General features: G+C 53.7%; 16 protein-coding genes and 3 tRNA genes. 9 read left to right on the top strand and 10 right to left on the bottom strand.

Annotation, left to right across the window (positions count from 1 at the left end):
• Positions 1-20: 20 nt before the first annotated feature.
• From sufC to JWF83_RS14405, 5 genes are all read left to right on the top strand, one after another.
• Positions 21-767 (top strand): Fe-S cluster assembly ATPase SufC, encoded by a 747-nt coding sequence (gene sufC / locus JWF83_RS14425; protein WP_413650988.1) that lies wholly within the window; start codon positions 21-23, stop codon positions 765-767.
• Positions 742-2,031: a Fe-S cluster assembly protein SufD gene (sufD, locus tag JWF83_RS14420; RefSeq protein ID WP_413650986.1), complete on the top strand. Its 1,290-nt coding sequence runs from the start codon at positions 742-744 to the stop codon at positions 2,029-2,031. Before sufC ends, sufD begins: the two co-directional genes overlap by 26 nt.
• Positions 2,021-3,244 (top strand): cysteine desulfurase SufS, encoded by a 1,224-nt coding sequence (gene sufS, locus JWF83_RS14415; protein ID WP_413650985.1) that lies wholly within the window; start codon positions 2,021-2,023, stop codon positions 3,242-3,244. Before sufD ends, sufS begins: the two co-directional genes overlap by 11 nt.
• A gap of 28 nt (positions 3,245-3,272) precedes the next feature.
• Positions 3,273-3,689 carry a cysteine desulfuration protein SufE gene (gene sufE / locus JWF83_RS14410; RefSeq protein WP_413650984.1) on the top strand — a complete coding sequence of 139 codons (417 nt, stop codon included), beginning with the start codon at positions 3,273-3,275 and terminating at the stop codon, positions 3,687-3,689.
• Between the two features lie 70 nt (positions 3,690-3,759).
• On the top strand, positions 3,760-4,800 hold the full coding sequence (locus tag JWF83_RS14405; protein ID WP_413650983.1) for a L,D-transpeptidase family protein: 1,041 nt from the start codon (positions 3,760-3,762) through the stop codon (positions 4,798-4,800).
• Positions 4,801-4,938: 138 nt separating this feature from the next.
• Here the strand turns inward: JWF83_RS14405 and JWF83_RS14400 are convergent, their stop codons facing one another.
• Both JWF83_RS14400 and pykF read right to left on the bottom strand, forming a co-directional pair.
• Complete coding sequence (locus tag JWF83_RS14400; RefSeq protein ID WP_413650982.1) at positions 4,939-5,175, bottom strand: major outer membrane lipoprotein; 237 nt, start codon at positions 5,173-5,175, stop codon at positions 4,939-4,941.
• 304 nt (positions 5,176-5,479) lie between these two features.
• Positions 5,480-6,892 carry a pyruvate kinase PykF gene (gene pykF, locus JWF83_RS14395; protein ID WP_413650981.1) on the bottom strand — a complete coding sequence of 471 codons (1,413 nt, stop codon included), beginning with the start codon at positions 6,890-6,892 and terminating at the stop codon, positions 5,480-5,482.
• Positions 6,893-7,490: 598 nt separating this feature from the next.
• Between pykF and JWF83_RS14390 the strand changes: the two genes are divergently transcribed.
• Positions 7,491-8,333 (top strand): alpha/beta hydrolase, encoded by an 843-nt coding sequence (locus tag JWF83_RS14390; protein ID WP_413650980.1) that lies wholly within the window; start codon positions 7,491-7,493, stop codon positions 8,331-8,333.
• A 46-nt stretch (positions 8,334-8,379) separates the two neighbouring features.
• Here JWF83_RS14390 and JWF83_RS14385 read toward each other — a convergent pair.
• The 4 genes from JWF83_RS14385 to JWF83_RS14370 form a co-directional block, all read right to left on the bottom strand.
• A tRNA-Val gene (locus JWF83_RS14385) sits at positions 8,380-8,456 on the bottom strand.
• A gap of 55 nt (positions 8,457-8,511) precedes the next feature.
• Positions 8,512-8,588 (bottom strand) — tRNA-Val (locus tag JWF83_RS14380).
• A gap of 14 nt (positions 8,589-8,602) precedes the next feature.
• Positions 8,603-8,679 (bottom strand) — tRNA-Val (locus tag JWF83_RS14375).
• A gap of 151 nt (positions 8,680-8,830) precedes the next feature.
• Entirely contained in the window at positions 8,831-10,204 is a 1,374-nt protein-coding gene (locus JWF83_RS14370) for an MATE family efflux transporter (protein WP_413650979.1), read from the bottom strand.
• 233 nt (positions 10,205-10,437) lie between these two features.
• Here JWF83_RS14370 and JWF83_RS14365 point away from each other — a divergent pair, with 233 nt between their 5' ends.
• The gene (locus tag JWF83_RS14365) at positions 10,438-11,088 is read left to right on the top strand and encodes a riboflavin synthase subunit alpha (protein WP_413650978.1); all 651 of its coding nucleotides are present in this window, start codon (positions 10,438-10,440) and stop codon (positions 11,086-11,088) included.
• Between the two features lie 106 nt (positions 11,089-11,194).
• On the opposite strand, the gene cfa is transcribed toward JWF83_RS14365, so the two are convergent.
• Positions 11,195-12,343: a cyclopropane fatty acyl phospholipid synthase gene (cfa, locus tag JWF83_RS14360; RefSeq protein WP_413650977.1), complete on the bottom strand. Its 1,149-nt coding sequence runs from the start codon at positions 12,341-12,343 to the stop codon at positions 11,195-11,197.
• Positions 12,344-12,750: 407 nt separating this feature from the next.
• Positions 12,751-13,956, bottom strand: a complete 1,206-nt coding sequence (gene punC / locus JWF83_RS14355; protein ID WP_413650975.1) for a purine nucleoside transporter PunC — start codon at positions 13,954-13,956, stop codon at positions 12,751-12,753.
• 113 nt (positions 13,957-14,069) lie between these two features.
• On the opposite strand from punC, the gene punR reads away from it, so the two are divergent.
• Positions 14,070-14,978, top strand: a complete 909-nt coding sequence (gene punR / locus JWF83_RS14350) for a DNA-binding transcriptional activator PunR (protein WP_413650973.1) — start codon at positions 14,070-14,072, stop codon at positions 14,976-14,978.
• A gap of 31 nt (positions 14,979-15,009) precedes the next feature.
• On the opposite strand, the gene purR is transcribed toward punR, so the two are convergent.
• Entirely contained in the window at positions 15,010-16,035 is a 1,026-nt protein-coding gene (gene purR / locus JWF83_RS14345; RefSeq protein WP_413650971.1) for an HTH-type transcriptional repressor PurR, read from the bottom strand.
• Between the two features lie 300 nt (positions 16,036-16,335).
• On the opposite strand from purR, the gene JWF83_RS14340 reads away from it, so the two are divergent.
• A complete protein-coding gene (locus JWF83_RS14340) occupies positions 16,336-16,425 on the top strand; it encodes a YnhF family membrane protein (RefSeq protein WP_267141644.1) in 90 nt (29 codons plus the stop codon).
• Between the two features lie 92 nt (positions 16,426-16,517).
• Here JWF83_RS14340 and JWF83_RS14335 read toward each other — a convergent pair.
• The coding region (locus JWF83_RS14335) for an RHS repeat-associated core domain-containing protein (RefSeq protein WP_413650970.1) at positions 16,518-17,922 on the bottom strand (1,405 nt) is incomplete at its 5' end.

Genomic DNA, 17,922 nt, shown 5'->3' with positions numbered 1-17,922 from the left:
GGCAATGTGAAGGAAATTCTATGTTAAGTATTAAAGATTTACAGGTAAGTATCGAAGATAAGCCGATTTTGCGCGGTCTGGATCTGGACATCAAGCCCGGCGAAGTGCATGCCATTATGGGGCCGAACGGCTCCGGTAAAAGTACCCTCTCCGCGACCCTGGCCGGGCGTGAAGAGTATGAAGTGGTCGGCGGCAGCATCAGCTTTAAGAACAAGGATCTGCTGGAGCTGGCGCCGGAAGAGCGTGCCGGCGAAGGTATCTTTATGGCGTTCCAGTATCCGGTTGAGATCCCGGGCGTCAGTAACCAGTTCTTCCTGCAGACGGCGGTGAACTCGGTGCGTAAGTATCGCGGTCAGGAAGCGCTGGATCGGTTCGATTTCCAGGACTTTATCGAAGATAAAATTCATCTGCTGAAAATGCCGGAAGATTTACTGACCCGTTCGGTCAATGTCGGCTTCTCCGGCGGTGAGAAAAAACGTAACGATATTCTGCAGATGGCGGCGCTGGAGCCTGAACTGTGCATTCTGGACGAGACCGACTCCGGTCTGGATATTGATGCGCTCAAAATCGTCGCTAACGGTGTCAACAGCCTGCGCGATGGCAAACGCGCGTTTATTATCGTGACCCACTATCAGCGTATTCTTGACTACATTAAACCGGATTTCGTCCATGTACTGTATCAGGGCAAAATCGTCAAATCGGGCGATTTTAGCTTAGTCAAACAGTTGGAGGAGCAGGGCTATGGCTGGCTTACCGACGAAGAGTAGTGAAAACGCGCTGCAACAGTGGCACCATCTGTTTGAGTCGCGCGGCGGGAATCGTTCGCTGCAGGCCCAGCAACACTGGCAGCAACTGCTGCGTTTAGGTTTACCGACGCGCAAACAGGAAAACTGGAAATATACCCCCCTGGAAACCCTGTTTGCCGAAAGCTTTGTGCTGGCGGAAAACGGCCATGTCAGCGCGGAACAGCTGGCGGCGCTGTCGTTGGATCTTGATGCGGTGCGGCTGGTGTATATTGACGGCAAGTTCAGCGCCGAATTCAGTGACAGCCACTTTGATCTGTTTGATGTACAGATCTCGCACTCCGCAGCGCGGCGCGCCTTTGAGGCGCCGATTCAGCCGGAAGTGTTTCTGCATCTGACGGAAAGCCTGGCGGAAGAGGCGACTACCGTGCATCTGGCCCGTGGCAAACTGGCGCCGCGTCCGCTTTATCTGCTGCATATTAGCAGCGGCAGCGGTACGGCGCAGATGAATACCTCGCACTATCGCCACCATCTGCAACTTGACGATGGCGCTGAAGCCGAAGTGATTGAGCACTATGTCAGCCTGAATGATGCGGTACATTTTACCGGCGCGCGCCTCACCATGGCGCTGGGTAATAATGCCCGCCTGACCCATAGCAAACTGGCGTTTGAGAATGCCGGTAGCTACCACTTTTCCCACAATGACATTACGCTGCTGCGTGATTGCCGGATGCGCAGCCAGAGCTTCTTGCTGGGCGCCGGTCTGACGCGGCACAACACCAGCTCTCAGCTCAATGGCGAAAACAGTGACCTGGTGATTAACAGCCTGATGCTGCCGGTGGATAAAGACGTGTCCGATAGCCGGACTTATCTGGAACACAATAAAGGCTATTGCCAGAGCCGTCAGCTGCATAAAACCATTGTGCGCGACCGCGCCAAAGCGGTGTTTAACGGCATGATTAAAGTGGCGAAGCACGCGCTAAAAACTGACGGACAGATGACCAACAACAACCTGCTGTTGGGACGCCTGGCGGAAGTGGATACCAAACCGCAGCTGGAAATCTATGCTGATGACGTGAAATGCAGCCATGGCGCGACCATTGGCCGGATTGACGATGAGCAGATGTTCTATCTGCGCTCGCGCGGGATTGACGAAGAGTCAGCGCAGCGCATGATTATTTATGCTTTCGCCGCTGAACTGACGGAAGCGATAACTGATGAAGCGCTGAAAGAGGTGGTGTTGCAGCGTATCTCCCGGCGCTTCCCGGAGGCCAACAATGAATTTTGATCTTGCGCGCGTCAGAGCGGATTTCCCGATTCTGGCGCGCGAGGTCAACGGCCAGCCGTTGGCCTATCTCGACAGTGCTGCCAGTGCGCAAAAACCGCTGTCGGTGATTAACGCGGAAAGCCATTTTTATCAGCACGGTTATGCCGCGGTGCACCGTGGCATTCATACCATGAGCGCTGAAGCCACCACCGATATGGAAAACGTGCGTAATCAGGCCGCGCGTTTCCTGAATGCCGCTTCACCGGAAGAGATTGTGTTCGTGAAGGGCACCACCGAAGGGATTAACCTGGTGGCCAGCAGCTGGGGCGGTAGCCAGTTGCAGGCGGGTGATAACATTATCATCACCCAGATGGAGCATCACGCCAATATTGTGCCATGGCAGATGGTGGCGGAGCGTGTGGGCGCTGAAATTCGTGTCCTGCCGCTGACGCCGGAAGGCGAACTGGAGATGGCGCGACTGCCGTCGCTGATCGACAGCCGCACGCGCCTGCTGGCGGTGACGCAGGTCTCCAACGTGCTTGGCACCGTTAACCCGGTAAAAGCGCTGGTGGCGCAGGCGAAAGCTGCGGGTGTCGTCACGCTGGTCGATGGCGCTCAGGCGGTCATGCACCAGCACGTCGATGTGCAGGATATTGACTGCGATTTTTACGTCTTCTCCGGCCATAAAATCTATGGTCCGACCGGTATTGGGGTATTGTACGGGCGCAAAGCGCTGCTCGACCAGATGCCGCCGTGGGAAGGGGGCGGTTCGATGATCGCCAGCGTCAGCCTGACTGAAGGCACCACCTTTGCCGCTGCGCCATGGCGTTTTGAGGCCGGCACGCCGAACACCGGCGGGATTATCGGCTTTGGCGCCGCGCTGGCCTATGTGACAGCGCTGGGGCTGGACAATATCCACCAGCGTGAGCAGATGCTGATGCGCTATGCGCTGGATAAACTGGCAACGGTTCCCGATCTGATTATCTACGGACCGCAGCAGCGCGCTGGCGTGATTGCCTTTAATCTTGGCCGCCATCACGCCTATGACGTGGGCAGTTTTCTCGATCAGTATGGCATTGCGATCCGCACCGGCCATCACTGTGCCATGCCGCTGATGAGTTATTACCAGGTTCCGGCGATGTGTCGTGCCTCTTTTGCTATGTATAATAGCGAAGAAGAGGCCGATCGGCTGGTGGCTGGTCTGCTACGTATTCATCGTTTGCTGGGCGGCTGAGTCTGCCTGGCAGGCAAGGGAGGAACTGATGGCGACACTGCCAGATAAAGAAAAGCTGGTGCGCAATTTTAATCGCTGCGCCAACTGGGAAGAAAAGTATCTGTACGTAATTGAATTGGGCGCAGTTTTACCAGAATTGTCCGATTCATTGCACCTGCCGGAATACAGCATTTCCGGTTGTCAGAGCCAGGTATGGATAGTAATGGATCAGGCCAGCGACGGTACCATTCAGCTGCGTGGCGACAGCGATGCAGCTATTGTTAAAGGACTGATTGCTATCGTATTTATCCTGTATCAGCAGATGACGGCGCGTGAAATCGTCAGCTTTGATGTGCGTCCGTGGTTTGAGCAGCTTGCCCTTACCCAGCACCTCACTCCGTCCCGTTCGCAGGGGCTGGAAGCGATGATCCGCGCAATTCGCCTCAAAGCGCAGGCGCTTAGCTAAGCTACACTTCTCGTTGAACACCTCGTCTCGCTTAGCGGGGTGTCCTTATTTCATAACGAGAGAGTTGCGCATGAAACCTGTGTTACACCTTGTCGGAGTTTTACTCCTTACTCTGATTGCCGGGACGCGCGTCGCCAGCGCGACAGAATATCCCTTGCCTGCCGAAAACAGCCGCCTGATCGGCGAGAACAGTACCTATATCGTGCCAGGCGATAACCGTTCACTGGAAAGCATTGCCGCCAGCTATAAGATTGGCCTGCTGGGCATGCTGGAAGCGAATCCGGGCACCGATCCCTGGCTGCCGAAAGCCAATACTGAACTCACTATCCCCACCCAGATGCTGTTGCCGGATACCAAACGCGAAGGGATCGTGGTCAATCTTGCCGAGTTACGCCTCTACTACTACCCACCGGGCGAGAACAAAGTGATTGTTTACCCCATCGGCATTGGTCAGCAGGGCATCATTACCCCGCTGGTGGTCACCAGTATCGGACAGAAAATCCCCAACCCCAGCTGGACGCCTACCGCCAATATCCGTAAACGCTATGCGCAGAATGGCGTGACGCTGCCCGGCGTAATACTGGCCGGGCCGGATAACCCGATGGGGCTGTTTGCGCTGCGCCTGGCGTACGGTAAGGGCCAGTACCTGATCCATGGTACTAATGCCGACTTTGGTATCGGGATGCGCGTCAGCTCCGGCTGTATCCGTTTGCGGCCCCAGGATATCGAGGCGCTGTTTAATAGCGTGCCGGTCGGTACGCGTGTGCAGGTGATTAATCAGCCGGTGAAGTATGCCGTTGAGCCGGACGGTAAGCGCTACATCGAAGTGCATCAGCCGCTATCACATGCCGAGAGTGACGATCCGCAAACCATGACGTTACCGTTGACGAAAGAGGCGCGGGCTTTTATCAACCGCCCGGAAAGTGACCGCCAGCTTATCGCCCAGGTGATGGCGCGGCGCTCAGGGATGCCGGTGTTGGTGAATACCGGGGAACAGGTGGATGAAAATACGCCACTGCCAGCGATTATACAGCAGCAGACGCATTCTGCGGCGCCGGTAACTCAACCCGCCACCATCTCACAGGCCAGTGGAGAAAAGCCGGCACAATAGCGCTGAATGGCCATGGAGGGCTGTGGTTGGCAGCAGGTGCTGCTGGTAGGAGGAATTGGGCAGGAGACGTGGTAAGTGCGGAAAAACAGACAAAAAAAATGGCGCACTATGTGCGCCATTTTTACAGTACCAGAACGCTTATTTTTTGTAAGCGTGAGCCTGGTTGTCAAGACGCTGGTTAGCACGAGCTGCGTCATCTTTAGCAGCCTGAACGTCAGAACGGATTGCGTTCACGTCGTTGCTCAGCTGGTCAACTTTCGCGTTCAGAGTCTGAACGTCGGTAGACAGTTGGTCGATTTTAGCATTGCTAGAACAACCAGCCAGCAGAGTTGAAGCCAGGATTACCGCGCCCAGTACCAGTTTAGTACGATTCATTATTTATACCCTCTAGATTGAGTTAATCTCCATGTAGCGTTACAAGTATTACACAAACTATTTTCTAATGAGAATAATTTTTTGCTGATAACACGCCTAAATTTGATCGTTCGCTCAAAGAAGCATCTTTCTGCTCAAAAAAAACAAAAAATTAAAAGAAAACAGAAAGTTTTAATCGGATTAATCTTTGTTATTTCCGAAATTGAATAGTTATTTTCGATTGGAATTTTCTTAGAAACTGTTTATCCGTGTCATAAAAAAAGCGCCCGGAGGGCGCTTTTTAGCAATAAGGGGTAATCCTGGATTAGAGGACGTGAACCGATGCGGTGTTAGTGGTGCCACTTGGCACTAATGCGCCGGATACCATAACCACGACTTCGCCTTTCTGCGCATAGCCACTTTCCAGTGCCGCTTCTTTACCAATACGGTAGAAATCGTCGGTAGAGGCGATCTCTTTCACCACATGGGTAACGATGCCTTTGCTCAGCAGCAACTGACGTGCTGTCAGGGCATTGGTGGTCAGCGCCAGGATGGTTGCGTTCGGGAAGTACTTACGGATGGACTTGGCGGATTTGCCGCCTTCGGTTGCTACCACAATCAGTGGCGCTTCCAGTTTTTCTGCCGTTTCTACCGCACCGCGACATACCGCTTCGGTGATGCGCATTTTGCGGTTGTCGTTCTGGGCGTCAATACGGCTCTTCATCACGCGATCGGTACGTTCGCAGATGGTCGCCATAATGGTCACGGACTCCAGCGGGTATTTACCCTTAGCGCTCTCGCCTGACAGCATTACTGCATCGGTACCGTCAAGGATGGCGTTAGCCACGTCACCGGCTTCCGCACGGGTAGGGCGTGGGTTTTTGATCATTGAATCGAGCATCTGGGTGGCGGTGATCACCACTTTACGCGCGCGATTGCATTTTTTGATCATCATCTTCTGAGCGAAGATCACTTCTTCAACCGGGATTTCCACGCCGAGGTCACCACGCGCCACCATGATACCGTCAGAGGCATCAAGGATTTCGTCGAAGTTGTTCAGGCCTTCCTGGTTTTCGATCTTGGAGATGATCTGGATATGCTCGCCGCCGTGCTGCTGCAAATGCTCGCGGATCTCCAGCACGTCAGAACGTTTACGGATAAAAGAGGCGGCAACGAAGTCAACGCCCTGCTCGCAACCAAAAATCAGGTCGCGTTTATCTTTTTCTGCCAGTGCTGGCAGCTGAATGGAAACGCCTGGCAGGTTAACACCTTTGTTTTCGCCGAGGTCGCCGTTGTTCAGCACTTTACAGACCACGGTGTTTTCGGTGACTTCAGTCACTTCCATTCCGATCAGGCCGTCATCAACCAGTACGGTGTTGCCAATTTTCAGGTCAGAAGCGAAACCCGGGTAGGTCACCGCCACACGCTCGGTATTACCGATAACTGACTGGTCAGTGGTAAAGGTAAAGGTCTGACCCGCTTTCAGGGAGGCATCAACACCGCCTTCCAGTTTCATGGTGCGGATTTCCGGGCCTTTGGTGTCGAGCAGTATTGCGGCCTGATGACCGGTTTTGCTCAGGACGTTACGCATGTTAGTGATGCGCTGACCATGTTCGGCATAATCACCGTGTGAGAAGTTAAGGCGCATTACGTTCATACCTGCATCAAGCAGGCTGGTCAGCATTTCTTCTGATTCGGTTTTTGGTCCGATAGTACATACGATCTTGGTCTTTTTCATGAGCAAGTTATCTATAAGTTGTGATGGATGATAAAGGATTGATTTCGATGGTGTAGCCACCGAAGGAGAAATTAGTGCCTGGTAACAAGCGAACTGCGATACAGAATAAGAATAGGTGACAGATATAAAGCGTGCAGAGGAAGTTGTGCGGATGGTTCAGCAAGCCCGCCGGGCTGTGTTGCGCAAACGATAATCGTTGTAAGTAAGGACACGTCAATTGGCTGAAACCATTCAAGTGAAACAACGCCTGGTATTATAGTCGCTAAGTGTGCGAAAACCAATTAAAAAGCGGTGCAACAAACCGGCTGAGATCAAGGAAAAGTGATGTTGCGCAAACGTAAGCCAAATTGTTGGTGATGAGAGAGTCAGATAAAAAAGGCAATGTAAGCGGTAAAATACCCTGTCGATCATCGTCAGGGGCAGCCATCCGGCGGTTGCGGCATGGAGAAAATAGCTTTCAGCGCGCGGGAAAATGCATCCGGCGCAATAGCGATTTTATCCTGACGGCGTGATGGCATCAGCCTTGTTTATCAGTATGATAGATATTGTGATCATACCAGCGATAATCAGTGGATAACAGAAGCGGGAATTTAGCCATATGTATCAGTTCTGTCATAGCCGGGAAGAAATTTTCCATTCATCAGCCTGCGGCGATTACCGTATCCAGTTGTGCTGGCCGGATGAAACGCCGCCGCAACAGGGGTGGCCGGTTATTTATCTGCTGGACGGCGCCAGCCATTTTCCGATTGCGGAACATCTGATGCGTACTCTGGCGCACCCGCGTTGCGGCATGACCCCCGGCGTAGTGGTGGCGATTGATTACCCGGACGGCAGCCGGCGTGAGCGCGACTATCGCCCGGCCGTGCAACAGCTGACGCCGGAAGCCAGTCCGCATGGCGGCTGGTATCCGCCGGGGATGGCCGGGCAGTCGGACGCTTTTCTGGCCTTTATCCGCCAGGAGCTGAAGTGCCGGGTTGGCGAATGGCTGGCGATCGACCGGCAGCGCGAGGCGCTGTTCGGCCACTCTTATGGCGGACTGTTTACGCTCAATACGCTATTTACCCGCAGTGACAGCTTTAGCCACTACTATGCGTCAAGCCCGTCAGTCTGGTGGAATGATGGCTATATCAGTAAAGTAGCCGCGCATTTTGCCCGGCAGCCGACCCTGCAGCAGCCATCGGTGCTGTTTCTTTCGGTGGGGGAATATGAGCAGTCGCTGCAACGCTGGGAGCTGGGGCTGGCGGAGGAGGAACGGGTTACGCTGACCCGGCATCGCAGGCAACGGCGCATGGTGGATGGCATCAGGGAGCTGGCGTGGACGCTACAGGCCGGCGCGATAACCGATCTACAGCTTGAGCTATTTATTCATGCGGATCAGTCACACCAGTCGGTGTCGATGCTGGCGTTGCAAAAAGCTTTTATGCATCATTTTCAGCGCTAAGCTGATTTCAGAGGGAAACCGGGAGAGTATTGCGGCAACAGGGGAGTGGTGCGTTCTAGAGGACTCGAACCTCCGACCCCCACCATGTCAAGGTGGTGCTCTAACCAACTGAGCTAAGAACGCAAATAACTATGATTAAACGATGGCGAATTATGGCAGTTAAAACGGCAACCCATTTTGGTGCGTCCGAGTGGACTCGAACCACCGACCCCCACCATGTCAAGGTGGTGCTCTAACCAACTGAGCTACGGACGCACAAACTGGTGCTTTGGTGCGTTCTAGAGGACTCGAACCTCCGACCCCCACCATGTCAAGGTGGTGCTCTAACCAACTGAGCTAAGAACGCAATCAATCGCTATCGTGTTGACAACGGGGACGAATATTAACGGCAGCTTATCCGGCTGGCAAGCGGAAACATCTATTTTTGTTGCCGATTGCTGCGCAACTGTGCGACACGCCGTTTTTTTAAACGTGCGCCGCACGACCGGAGGCAAAAATTAATGTGCTGCGCGTGCGAGGATCACTTCCGCCGGTAGCTGCTGCAACCGGCGCATCCGCCAGATCATCATCACCGCCGATGAGGTCAGGCCAATAATAAAGCCGCACCAGAACCCGGCCGGACCGAGAGCGGGCACCACCCAGTCGGTCAGCGCCAGCACATAACCCGCCGGCAGCCCCAGCACCCAGTAAGCGATAAAGGTGATAAAGAAGATCGAACGGGTATCTTTATAACCGCGCAAAATCCCGCTGCCAATCACCTGAATGGAGTCGGAAAACTGATAAATCGCCGCCAGCAGCATCAGTTGCGCCGCCAGCGTGACCACTTCCGGATTATCGTTATACAGCAGCGCAATTTGCTCGCGGAAAATCACCGTAAAGGTGGCGGTAACCGATACCAGCATCACGCCAACCGCCTGCGCGGTCCATGCCGCGATTCGGGCGCCTTCGGTGGATCCCTGGCCGAGACGAAAGCCGACGCGAATGGTGGTTGCCACTCCCAGCGACAGCGGCAGAACAAACATCAGCGAACTGAAGTTGAGTGCGATCTGGTGGCCGGCCACCTTGACGATACCCAATGGCGCCACCAGCAGCGCCACCACCGCAAACAGTGTCACCTCGAAAAACAGCGCCAGCGCCACCGGCATACCCAGGCTGGCTAAGCGGTAGAGAACTTTCCAGTCAGGGGCATCAAAACGGCTGGCTAAGCGGATATCGCGCAGTGAAGAGGCGCGATTGATCCAGGCTTTCATCAGAATAAACATCACCCAATATACCGAGGCGGTGGCGACGCCACAGCCAATGCCGCCCAGCGCCGGCATAGCGAAATGGCCATAGATAAAAATGTAGTTAACCGGAATATTGACCAGCAGACCGATAAAACCCAGAACCATACCAGGCTTGGTTTTCGACAGCCCTTCACACTGGCTACGCGCCACCTGAAAGAATAAATAACCAGGCGCCCCCCACAGCAGGGCATGCAGATAACCAATGGCAATACGCGCCATCTCCGGGTCCATCCCCTTCATCGCGCTGATGATAAAGCCGGCGTTATACAACACCAGCATAATCAGTACGGCAACCGATCCCGCCAGCCAGTAGGCCTGGCGAACCTGATGGGCAATGCGATCGCGGCGGCCGGAACCGTTAAGCTGCGCAACAATCGGCGTTAAGGCCAGCACCAGGCCATGACCAAACAGGATGGTCGGCAACCAGATGGAGGTGCCGACTGCGACGGCGGCCATATCCGTGGCGCTGACGGCGCCGGCCATAATGGTATCGACAAAACCCATGGCGGTCTGCGCGACTTGCGCGAGGATCACCGGGATGGCGAGGGCTAATAATTGACGCGCTTCTGTCAGATACTTCTGCACACAAACACCTTGTCTGGTTTTATCAGGGTGAAAAAATTTAACGCCCTGATGGGCGAATGAATATAAATCAGTAGATTAAGCCGCGTAGTGTAACGGTCGTGGCGCTTTAAGCCAATCACCTGGCCTGATAATCGCTCTTTATGTTATACACTCAGCACAGGTTGCTGCCGGCTGGTATCAGAGCAGCATGGCAGATGTGTTAAGATTGCCAAAAACAGACTGAGGCTTGAAGCATGTTTACTGGTATTGTGCAGGGCACCGCTGAGGTGCTGTCTATTGTAGAGAAAACCAATTTCCGTACGCACATCGTCAAATTACCGGCTGAGATGATGCCAGGCCTGGCCTTAGGCGCCTCGGTGGCCCATAACGGCTGCTGCCTGACGGTTACCCGGGTTGACGGTGAACAGGTCAGTTTTGATCTGATGAAAGAGACGCTGCGTATTACCAATCTCGGTGAGCTGGAGAGCGGCGATAAAGTTAACGTGGAACGTGCGGCGAAATTTAGCGATGAGATCGGCGGCCATTTAATGTCCGGCCATATTATGACCACCGCTGAGATCTGCAAGATTATTAATTCAGAGAATAATCGCGAAATCTGGTTTAAACCGCAGGATGCAGAGGTGATGAAATTTATTCTGCGTAAAGGTTATATCGGTATTGACGGTATTAGCCTGACGGTGGGAGATGTCACTAAAAGTAAATTCTGCGTGCACCTGATCCCCGAGACGCTGGCGCGTACCACGCTGGGCGAGAAAAAACTGGGGCAGCGTGTCAATATTGAAATTGACCCACAGACCCAGGCGATAGTGGAAACGGTGGAGCGGGTTCTGGCACAGCGCGAAGCGGCGCTGCTGGCGGAAGCGGAATCCCCGGCAGAACAATAAAGGGCGATCTATCACACCCTAACCGTAGGGGAGGCATTAATGCCTCCCTTTGCATTAATGCCTCCCTTTGCATTAATGCCTCCCTTTGCATTAATACATCCCGTCGTTAATGCGGTACCCGCAATCCACCCTCAATCCCATGGCTGAATACCACTTGCCACAACTGGATATCGCGGGCGCGAAAAGCACCGGCACAGGCATTAAGGTAGTAACTAAACATCCGTTTAAATCGTTCGCCGTAATCTTCCGCCAGCTGCGGCCAGGCTTCAAGGAAACGCTGATACCATGCCATCAGGGTGGTGTCGTAATCCGCACCAAAATTATGCCAGTCTTCCATCACAAAGTGCGGCTCACTGGCATCGGCAATCTGACGTATCGACGGCAGACAGCCGTTCGGGAAGATATATTTATCAATCCACGGGTCAACGTTCATATCGGTTTTAATCGTGCCAATGGTGTGCAGCAGGAAAATGCCATCCTGTTTTAAATTGCGGTCGGCAACGTCAAAATAGGTGGCATAATTTTTCGGCCCGACATGTTCAAACATCCCCACGGAAACAATTCGGTCAAACTTCTGCGCCAGATCGCGATAATCCTGCAGCAGGATGGTCACGTCCAGACCCTCGCAACGCTGTTGCGCCAGTTTCTGTTGCTCGGCAGAGATAGTCACGCCGACTACCCTGACATGATAATGGCGCGCGGCAAACGCCGCCAGACCGCCCCAGCCGCAGCCGATATCCAGCAGCGACATGCCTGGCTGCAGCTGCAGTTTTTCGCAGATCATTTTCAGCTTGGCCTGCTGCGCTTCTTCAAGCGTCTTCGCTTGTTTCCAGTAACCGCAGGAGTATTGCAGATGGGAATCGAGCATGAATGAGAAAAGATCGTTACCGAGATCGTAATGCTCTTTGCCGACAATCCAGGCGCGTTTTTTTGATTGCAGATTAGTCAGCCGTGCCGCTGCGATGCGCAACGTATCTTTGAAATGGCGCGGGAGTTGCTGGTCAAGTTTATGTTTTAACACCCGATGAAAAAACATATCGAGGCGTTCACACTCCCACCAGCCATCCATATAGCTTTCGCCGAGCCCCAGTGAGCCTTCCTGCAATACACGCCGGAAAAAATCGGGATTTTTCACCTGGATATCCCAGGGGTGAGAGCCATTCACTTCCACACCGGCTACCTGCAGCATTTCATGGACGATGCGATACCAGTGATTTTCTTCCAGGCCCAATTCTTCTATACACGATGAACTCATAGCTTCTCCATCACCTGCTGTGATTAGAACCTGAGAATTAGAATAGCTAATTTCTACAGGATTGTGAGAGAACTCACGGAAAATCCGTGCGCCTGATATCCGACGTTTAACAGAGGATTGAAAATGAACGAAAAATACCTTGCCTTACTGATGCTGCAGCGATGTTAGTAGCGCAGGCGGCAGATATGCTGCCCCGGTTTCCCGCGACTGGCTGCAATATCGATACTCAGGTTTGGTCCTGCAGAGATGCGTTGCGAATGCCACGCCGTAAAACACCACGACAGCCCTGTCAGGTCTGACCAAATAATGTTAATTTATTGTTATATAATATTGCCTTAGATGAGTATATGCTCACGGCAGGCAATATTCAATACAATATTGTTAGCGAGCTAACTAAATGATTTCATTCACTGATGTGATGTGGCGTCGACTGCTTTGACCAACCGCTGTTTTTCGCTCTTGCGCTGAAATTGTAGCGCATATCCGATCAAAGCAAGAACAACGGTCAGCAACATAATTGCGGTGGTGGTCAGCAGCGTTTCGGCAATTAGCGTCGATACGGCCATGCTGGCGAGAAAGCACAGACCGAGTTGCAGCATATTCTGTAATGCTGCGGCTTTTCCGGTGGCCTCGGGGAAGGGCAGCAGTGCGTTAGCCACCACAATCGGATAGATCGCGCCATTCGCCATCGCCATACCGCAAAACGGGACCAGTAGCGCCGTCAGTGTTACCTGGCCGGACAGCGCCACGGCAAAGATGGCGCTGATGCTGATGGCATAACCCAGCAGCAGCCAGCGCAACAGGGTGGCGCCTGCCAGACGCTGTAGCAACGCGCGACAGCCAAAACCACCCAGTAAAAAAGCCAGCGTTTGCGGAATATAACTCAGACCGATATCGCCTGGCGTCAGCCCCAGATCGGCAAGAATAAACGGCGAACCGGTCAGCCAGGCAAAAAAACTGGCGGAACAGGCGGCATAAATCAGCACATTGCCACTCCAGATGCGCGATTTCAGCAACAGCAGAAAGCTGACCAGGGGTTGCACGCTGACGCGGTTTTTTACTGTCGCAGATTTAAGCCGCAGCGTCGGGATCAGCAATGCCAGCGCAATCAGCAGCAGTGCGACAAAGATCGCGCGCCAGCTAAAATGGTTCAGCAGCCAGGCGCCCAGCAGCGGCGCCAGCGCCGGAGAGAGCGCTACCAGCGGCATAATGGTGGCGAAGACACGATTAGCCTGCGCACCGTGATAGCGGTCGACGACCAGCGCCTGCCAGCTGACCGCTGCGGAACAGACCCCCACCGCCTGGATAAAGCGCAACACCAGCAGCAGGGTGGCATCCTGCACCAGCAGCATACCGGCGCAACCGAGGGCAAACAGACTCAGCCCCATTACCAGCACCGGTTTACGCCCGATGCGATCCGACAGTGGCCCCCAGAACAGTTGCGCACAGGCAAAACCGGCAAGGAAGATACTCAGGCTGGCGCTGATAGCGCCAGGATGGGTGTGCAGGTCCTGTTGCATGGCGCCAAACGCCGGCAGGTACATATCGGTAGCAAGAAAACCCAGCATGCTTAACAGCGCCAGGTAAACAATAAATCCTTTTGACTTGATCATCAGATAACTCTTTTTTATGCAGGTGATGTAACGCGCAGAGTGTAAGCGGGTGCACTGTGGCTTGTGAAACGCTAATATTTGCCTATTGCGTTGAAAAATTTTGCAGGCAGGATATGTGGTCAGAACATTCTCTTGAAGTGGTTGATGCGGTTGCACGTACCGGCAGTTTTAGCGCCGCCGCCAGTGAGCTGCATCGTGTGCCCTCGGCGGTCAGCTATACCGTACGTCAGCTGGAGCAGTGGCTGGCGGTTCAGCTGTTTGAACGCCGCCATCGCGATGTGGTACTTACCGCTGCCGGTAAAGTTTTTATTCAGGAAGGCCGCGCTGTTATCAAAAAAATGCTTGCCACCCGCCGTCAGTGTCAGCAGGTGGCCAATGGCTGGCGCGGGCAGTTAAGTATCGCGATCGATTTGATTGTTAAACCGCAGCGCAGCCGCCAGCTGGTACTCGATTTCTATCGCCATTTCCCGGATATGGAACTGCTGGTTTCCCATGAGGTATTTAATGGCGTCTGGGATGCGCTGGTGGACGGGCGGGTTGATATGGCGATTGGCGCCACCCAGGCGATCCCGGTCGGCGGGCGTTTTGGTTTTCGCGATATGGGGGCGCTAAACTGGCGCTGCGTGGTCAGTGCCGGACATCCGCTGGCGCGGCAGCAGGGAACGATAGAGGAAGAGACGATTCGTCAGTGGCCGTCGCTGGTGCTGGAAGATACCTCGCGCAGCTTACCGAAGCGGATTACCTGGACGCTGGATAATCAGCGGCGTCTGGTGGCGCCGGACTGGGATACCGCCTTTGATTGTCTGCTGGCGGGATTATGCGTTGGTATGGTGCCCGGGCACTTCGCCGCACCGTTGCTCGCCAGTGGCGAACTGACGGAGCTGAGCCTGCCGGCGGGTTTTCCCGACAGCCCATGTTGCGTCAGCTGGGCAGAACAGAGCGCGTCGCCGGCGCTGAGCTGGCTACTGGATTATCTGGGCGATGCGGAAACCATGAATGCCGAGTGGTTGCACGAGGCGTGATCACCGGCCACCGCCGTGGCCGGCCAGAAGATTAGCGACGATAATCGCGGAATGGGCCATCGGCGACGGAACGGCGCTCGATCAGTGAAGGATGCACTTCAATGGTCTGAGGATCTTCGCGTTTACTGGTAATGCGGTCCAGCAGCATATCAAAGGCGGTTTGCCCGAGACGTTCTTTTGGCTGATGCACAGTGGTCAGCGCCGGTGTGAAATAGCGCGCGTTACGCACATTATCATAACCGATCACCGAAATATCCTGCGGCACCCGCAGGCCCATCTCATCGGCGGCGCAAATCGCCCCCATCGCCATAATATCGCCGCCGCAAAACACTGCGGTTGGCCGCTGCTTCTGCGACAGAATTTGCTGCATGGCGCGATAACCGGATTCCGGTTCAAAGTCACCCTGCACAATCCACTCATCGCGCACATGGATGCTGGCTTCGTGCAGCGCTTTCAGAAAACCGGCATGACGGCCGCCGCCGGTATTACGCTCCAGCTGGCCGGGGATCGCGCCGATATCGCGGTGGCCGCGATCGATCAGATAGCGACCCGCCATATAACCACCCTCAAAGGCATTATCCAGCACGGTATCGGTAAAGTCGCCGCGCGATTCGCCCCAGTCCATCACCACCATCGGGATATTGCGATTCTCTTCCAGCATTTTCAGCAGGTCATCCGGATACTCAGAACACATCACCAGCAGGCCATCGACGCGTTTTTGCGCCATCATCGACAGATACGCCTGCTGCTTTTGCAGATCGTTATGGGCGTTACCGAGGATCAGCGTATAGCCTTTGGCAAAGCAGCGGGTCTCTACCGCTTCAATAATTTCAGCAAAGTAGGGCGCTTCACTGGAGGTCGCCAGCAGACCAATCGATTTGGTATGGTTAACCTTCAGACTACGTGCAACGGCGCTGGGCGAGTAGTGCAGCGCTTTGATGGCGGCCCAAACCGCTTCGCGCGTATCTTCAGCGACAAAGCGTGTTTTATTGATGACATGTGAAACGGTGGTGGTGGAAACACCGGCGCGTTTCGCCACATCCTTAATTGTTGCCATTAAACTGGTACTCCTGCGCTTATCTCAACGCATTGATAAATAGCATGTTAAACGTTTGCGTACCCCTGGCGATTTTCAGGCGGCCATGGGGGTTCATTGTTGCATTCTGAGTGACGTCGGGAAGGAGAATGACGTCAGGAAACACGGCAAGTAACGCGGTGTTGCAGTTGTTGCGCAACGGAAAAAAAGAATTCTATCAAGGCTGTGAGAAGAAAACGAGATTTTTACTTGCAACTGTGGGAAAATCCACACAGTTATTGATTGTATACTCATGACTTATGGGTCTTTTAGGAGCGTAGTATGGATACCAATCTGAAGTTATCTCTGATGACCACCGTTGGCTCACTGTTAGTGATTATCGCTTTTAGCTTTGTTGCGGTGATGAACTGATTTTCTCACCACCCGGCGGTTTTTCCACTAGCGGTAAGAAACGCCTGATGGGGTATGCGTCAGGCGTTTTTTTTTGCATCTATGCGTTGATGTTACGCAAAATAGTGAGCGCTGGCACGGTAAATCGCCATCCCCGATCCGGCGACAGTATCGGGATTAAGCACCCCCAGCGCCTGACGGATCCAAAGATATTTATTAAAGCCGCGTACAGCTTGCCTGCGCGTCAGGGTAGGGTATCCGGTTAATTCTCTTATTTTATTCCTGATAGCATCCGTCTGGAAAATCCCTTCCTCTTCTTTGATCCCCATAATACCCTGTGACAAAATATCTGTGGAATGCTCTGCCGTCATTTCATCATCAAGATACCAGTAATCGGTCGTTTCCGGACCGGTTACACTCAATCCCAAAGCGGTATCTTTGAATGTTTCCATATGGCTGTATTCGTGAATCAGATTTTTAACCCTGACCTCAGGGGAGTCGCTAAAAAAGCTTTCAGCCAGAATAACTGCGCCCTCATCAGCTATTGCCGCAGCGATAACATCGGATTTTTCATGCAAATATCTTATTAGGGAAAATCGCGAGCGTTTTACTGTATCATTCCGAATCGTCTGAATAACATCTCTGGTCATCGCCCAAACTTTGACTAATGATGAAAATAACTCAACATCAGCTTTACCTATATAGGGTTCAAGCAGCGTTTGTGTGGCGGAAGGATGACTATGTGCCATAAGCAGAGCCCTATCCAGTACCGTTTTAGCGCGTTTTAAACTATTTTCAATCACTACCCGTTTCTCTTTATCTTGTTGTGCAATGATCGTCAGATTCTCAGCGATAATTTCAGCACCATGCATTGCCGTCCATTGTGATAGTTTTTTATAGATGCGTTGATCAGTATCGGGGTGCTCGCCAGGTGGATAAATTCTATGTGGCATTAACCCATCAGGATCACGATAGCTCACCGGGTTATTGATTACCATTATATACAAATTGAGCCCGGCCAGGTTCCCGGCCGGATCGGCGCTCAGCCAGCGCCCGGCCCAGCACTGATAATAACGGTAACCGTAGTAATACAGCCCGCTGGCATCGCGTTCCTTGCCGCTGTAGCGGCGGGTTTTATACTCCGCTTCCGCCTGGCTTCTTGCCGTGCGGATCGCCGTACCGCCATACGGGTAATACTCCTCCTGACTGATTAACTCGCCCTGCGCATCCACTTCCAGCCCGCTGCTGCCGGTGAGGTTATCGTAGCTGTAGCGCAGCGAGTTATTGCTGATACCGGCGGGCAGTCCGCTCTGCCAGTGCAGCAGCCGCACCTGCGCCGCACCGGCTTCACCGGCGGTGAGGGTGTGCAGCTCCGCCTTCAGGGTTTCGCCGGTATGGCTGGTGTGCCGCTCAAGGCCGGGTAAATAGGTTACCCTCTGCGTCTGCAGGCTGTTGCCGCTCTGGCGGCGGCTGACTTTACTGATACGCATGCCGTCGCTGCCATAGCGGTAACATTCG

The organism is Pantoea sp. B65 (assembly GCF_047308185.1).
Taxonomy (GTDB): domain Bacteria; phylum Pseudomonadota; class Gammaproteobacteria; order Enterobacterales; family Enterobacteriaceae; genus Erwinia.
Note: the sequence above shows the minus strand (reverse complement) of the source record. Positions and strands in the feature narration are given on the sequence as shown.

Excerpts from the sequence above, each read along its gene's own strand:
- purR (WP_413650971.1), bottom strand. The coding sequence starts at position 16,035 with ATGGCAACAATTAAGGATGTGGCGAAACGCGCCGGTGTTTCCACCACC.
- JWF83_RS14340 (WP_267141644.1), top strand. The coding sequence starts at position 16,336 with ATGGATACCAATCTGAAGTTATCTCTGATGACCACCGTTGGCTCACTG.
- punR (WP_413650973.1), top strand. The coding sequence starts at position 14,070 with ATGTGGTCAGAACATTCTCTTGAAGTGGTTGATGCGGTTGCACGTACC.
- JWF83_RS14390 (WP_413650980.1), top strand. The coding sequence starts at position 7,491 with ATGTATCAGTTCTGTCATAGCCGGGAAGAAATTTTCCATTCATCAGCC.
- punC (WP_413650975.1), bottom strand. The coding sequence starts at position 13,956 with ATGATCAAGTCAAAAGGATTTATTGTTTACCTGGCGCTGTTAAGCATG.
- sufE (WP_413650984.1), top strand. The coding sequence starts at position 3,273 with ATGGCGACACTGCCAGATAAAGAAAAGCTGGTGCGCAATTTTAATCGC.
- cfa (WP_413650977.1), bottom strand. The coding sequence starts at position 12,343 with ATGAGTTCATCGTGTATAGAAGAATTGGGCCTGGAAGAAAATCACTGG.
- sufD (WP_413650986.1), top strand. The coding sequence starts at position 742 with ATGGCTGGCTTACCGACGAAGAGTAGTGAAAACGCGCTGCAACAGTGG.
- JWF83_RS14400 (WP_413650982.1), bottom strand. The coding sequence starts at position 5,175 with ATGAATCGTACTAAACTGGTACTGGGCGCGGTAATCCTGGCTTCAACT.
- JWF83_RS14365 (WP_413650978.1), top strand. The coding sequence starts at position 10,438 with ATGTTTACTGGTATTGTGCAGGGCACCGCTGAGGTGCTGTCTATTGTA.
- sufC (WP_413650988.1), top strand. The coding sequence starts at position 21 with ATGTTAAGTATTAAAGATTTACAGGTAAGTATCGAAGATAAGCCGATT.
- pykF (WP_413650981.1), bottom strand. The coding sequence starts at position 6,892 with ATGAAAAAGACCAAGATCGTATGTACTATCGGACCAAAAACCGAATCA.
- sufS (WP_413650985.1), top strand. The coding sequence starts at position 2,021 with ATGAATTTTGATCTTGCGCGCGTCAGAGCGGATTTCCCGATTCTGGCG.
- JWF83_RS14405 (WP_413650983.1), top strand. The coding sequence starts at position 3,760 with ATGAAACCTGTGTTACACCTTGTCGGAGTTTTACTCCTTACTCTGATT.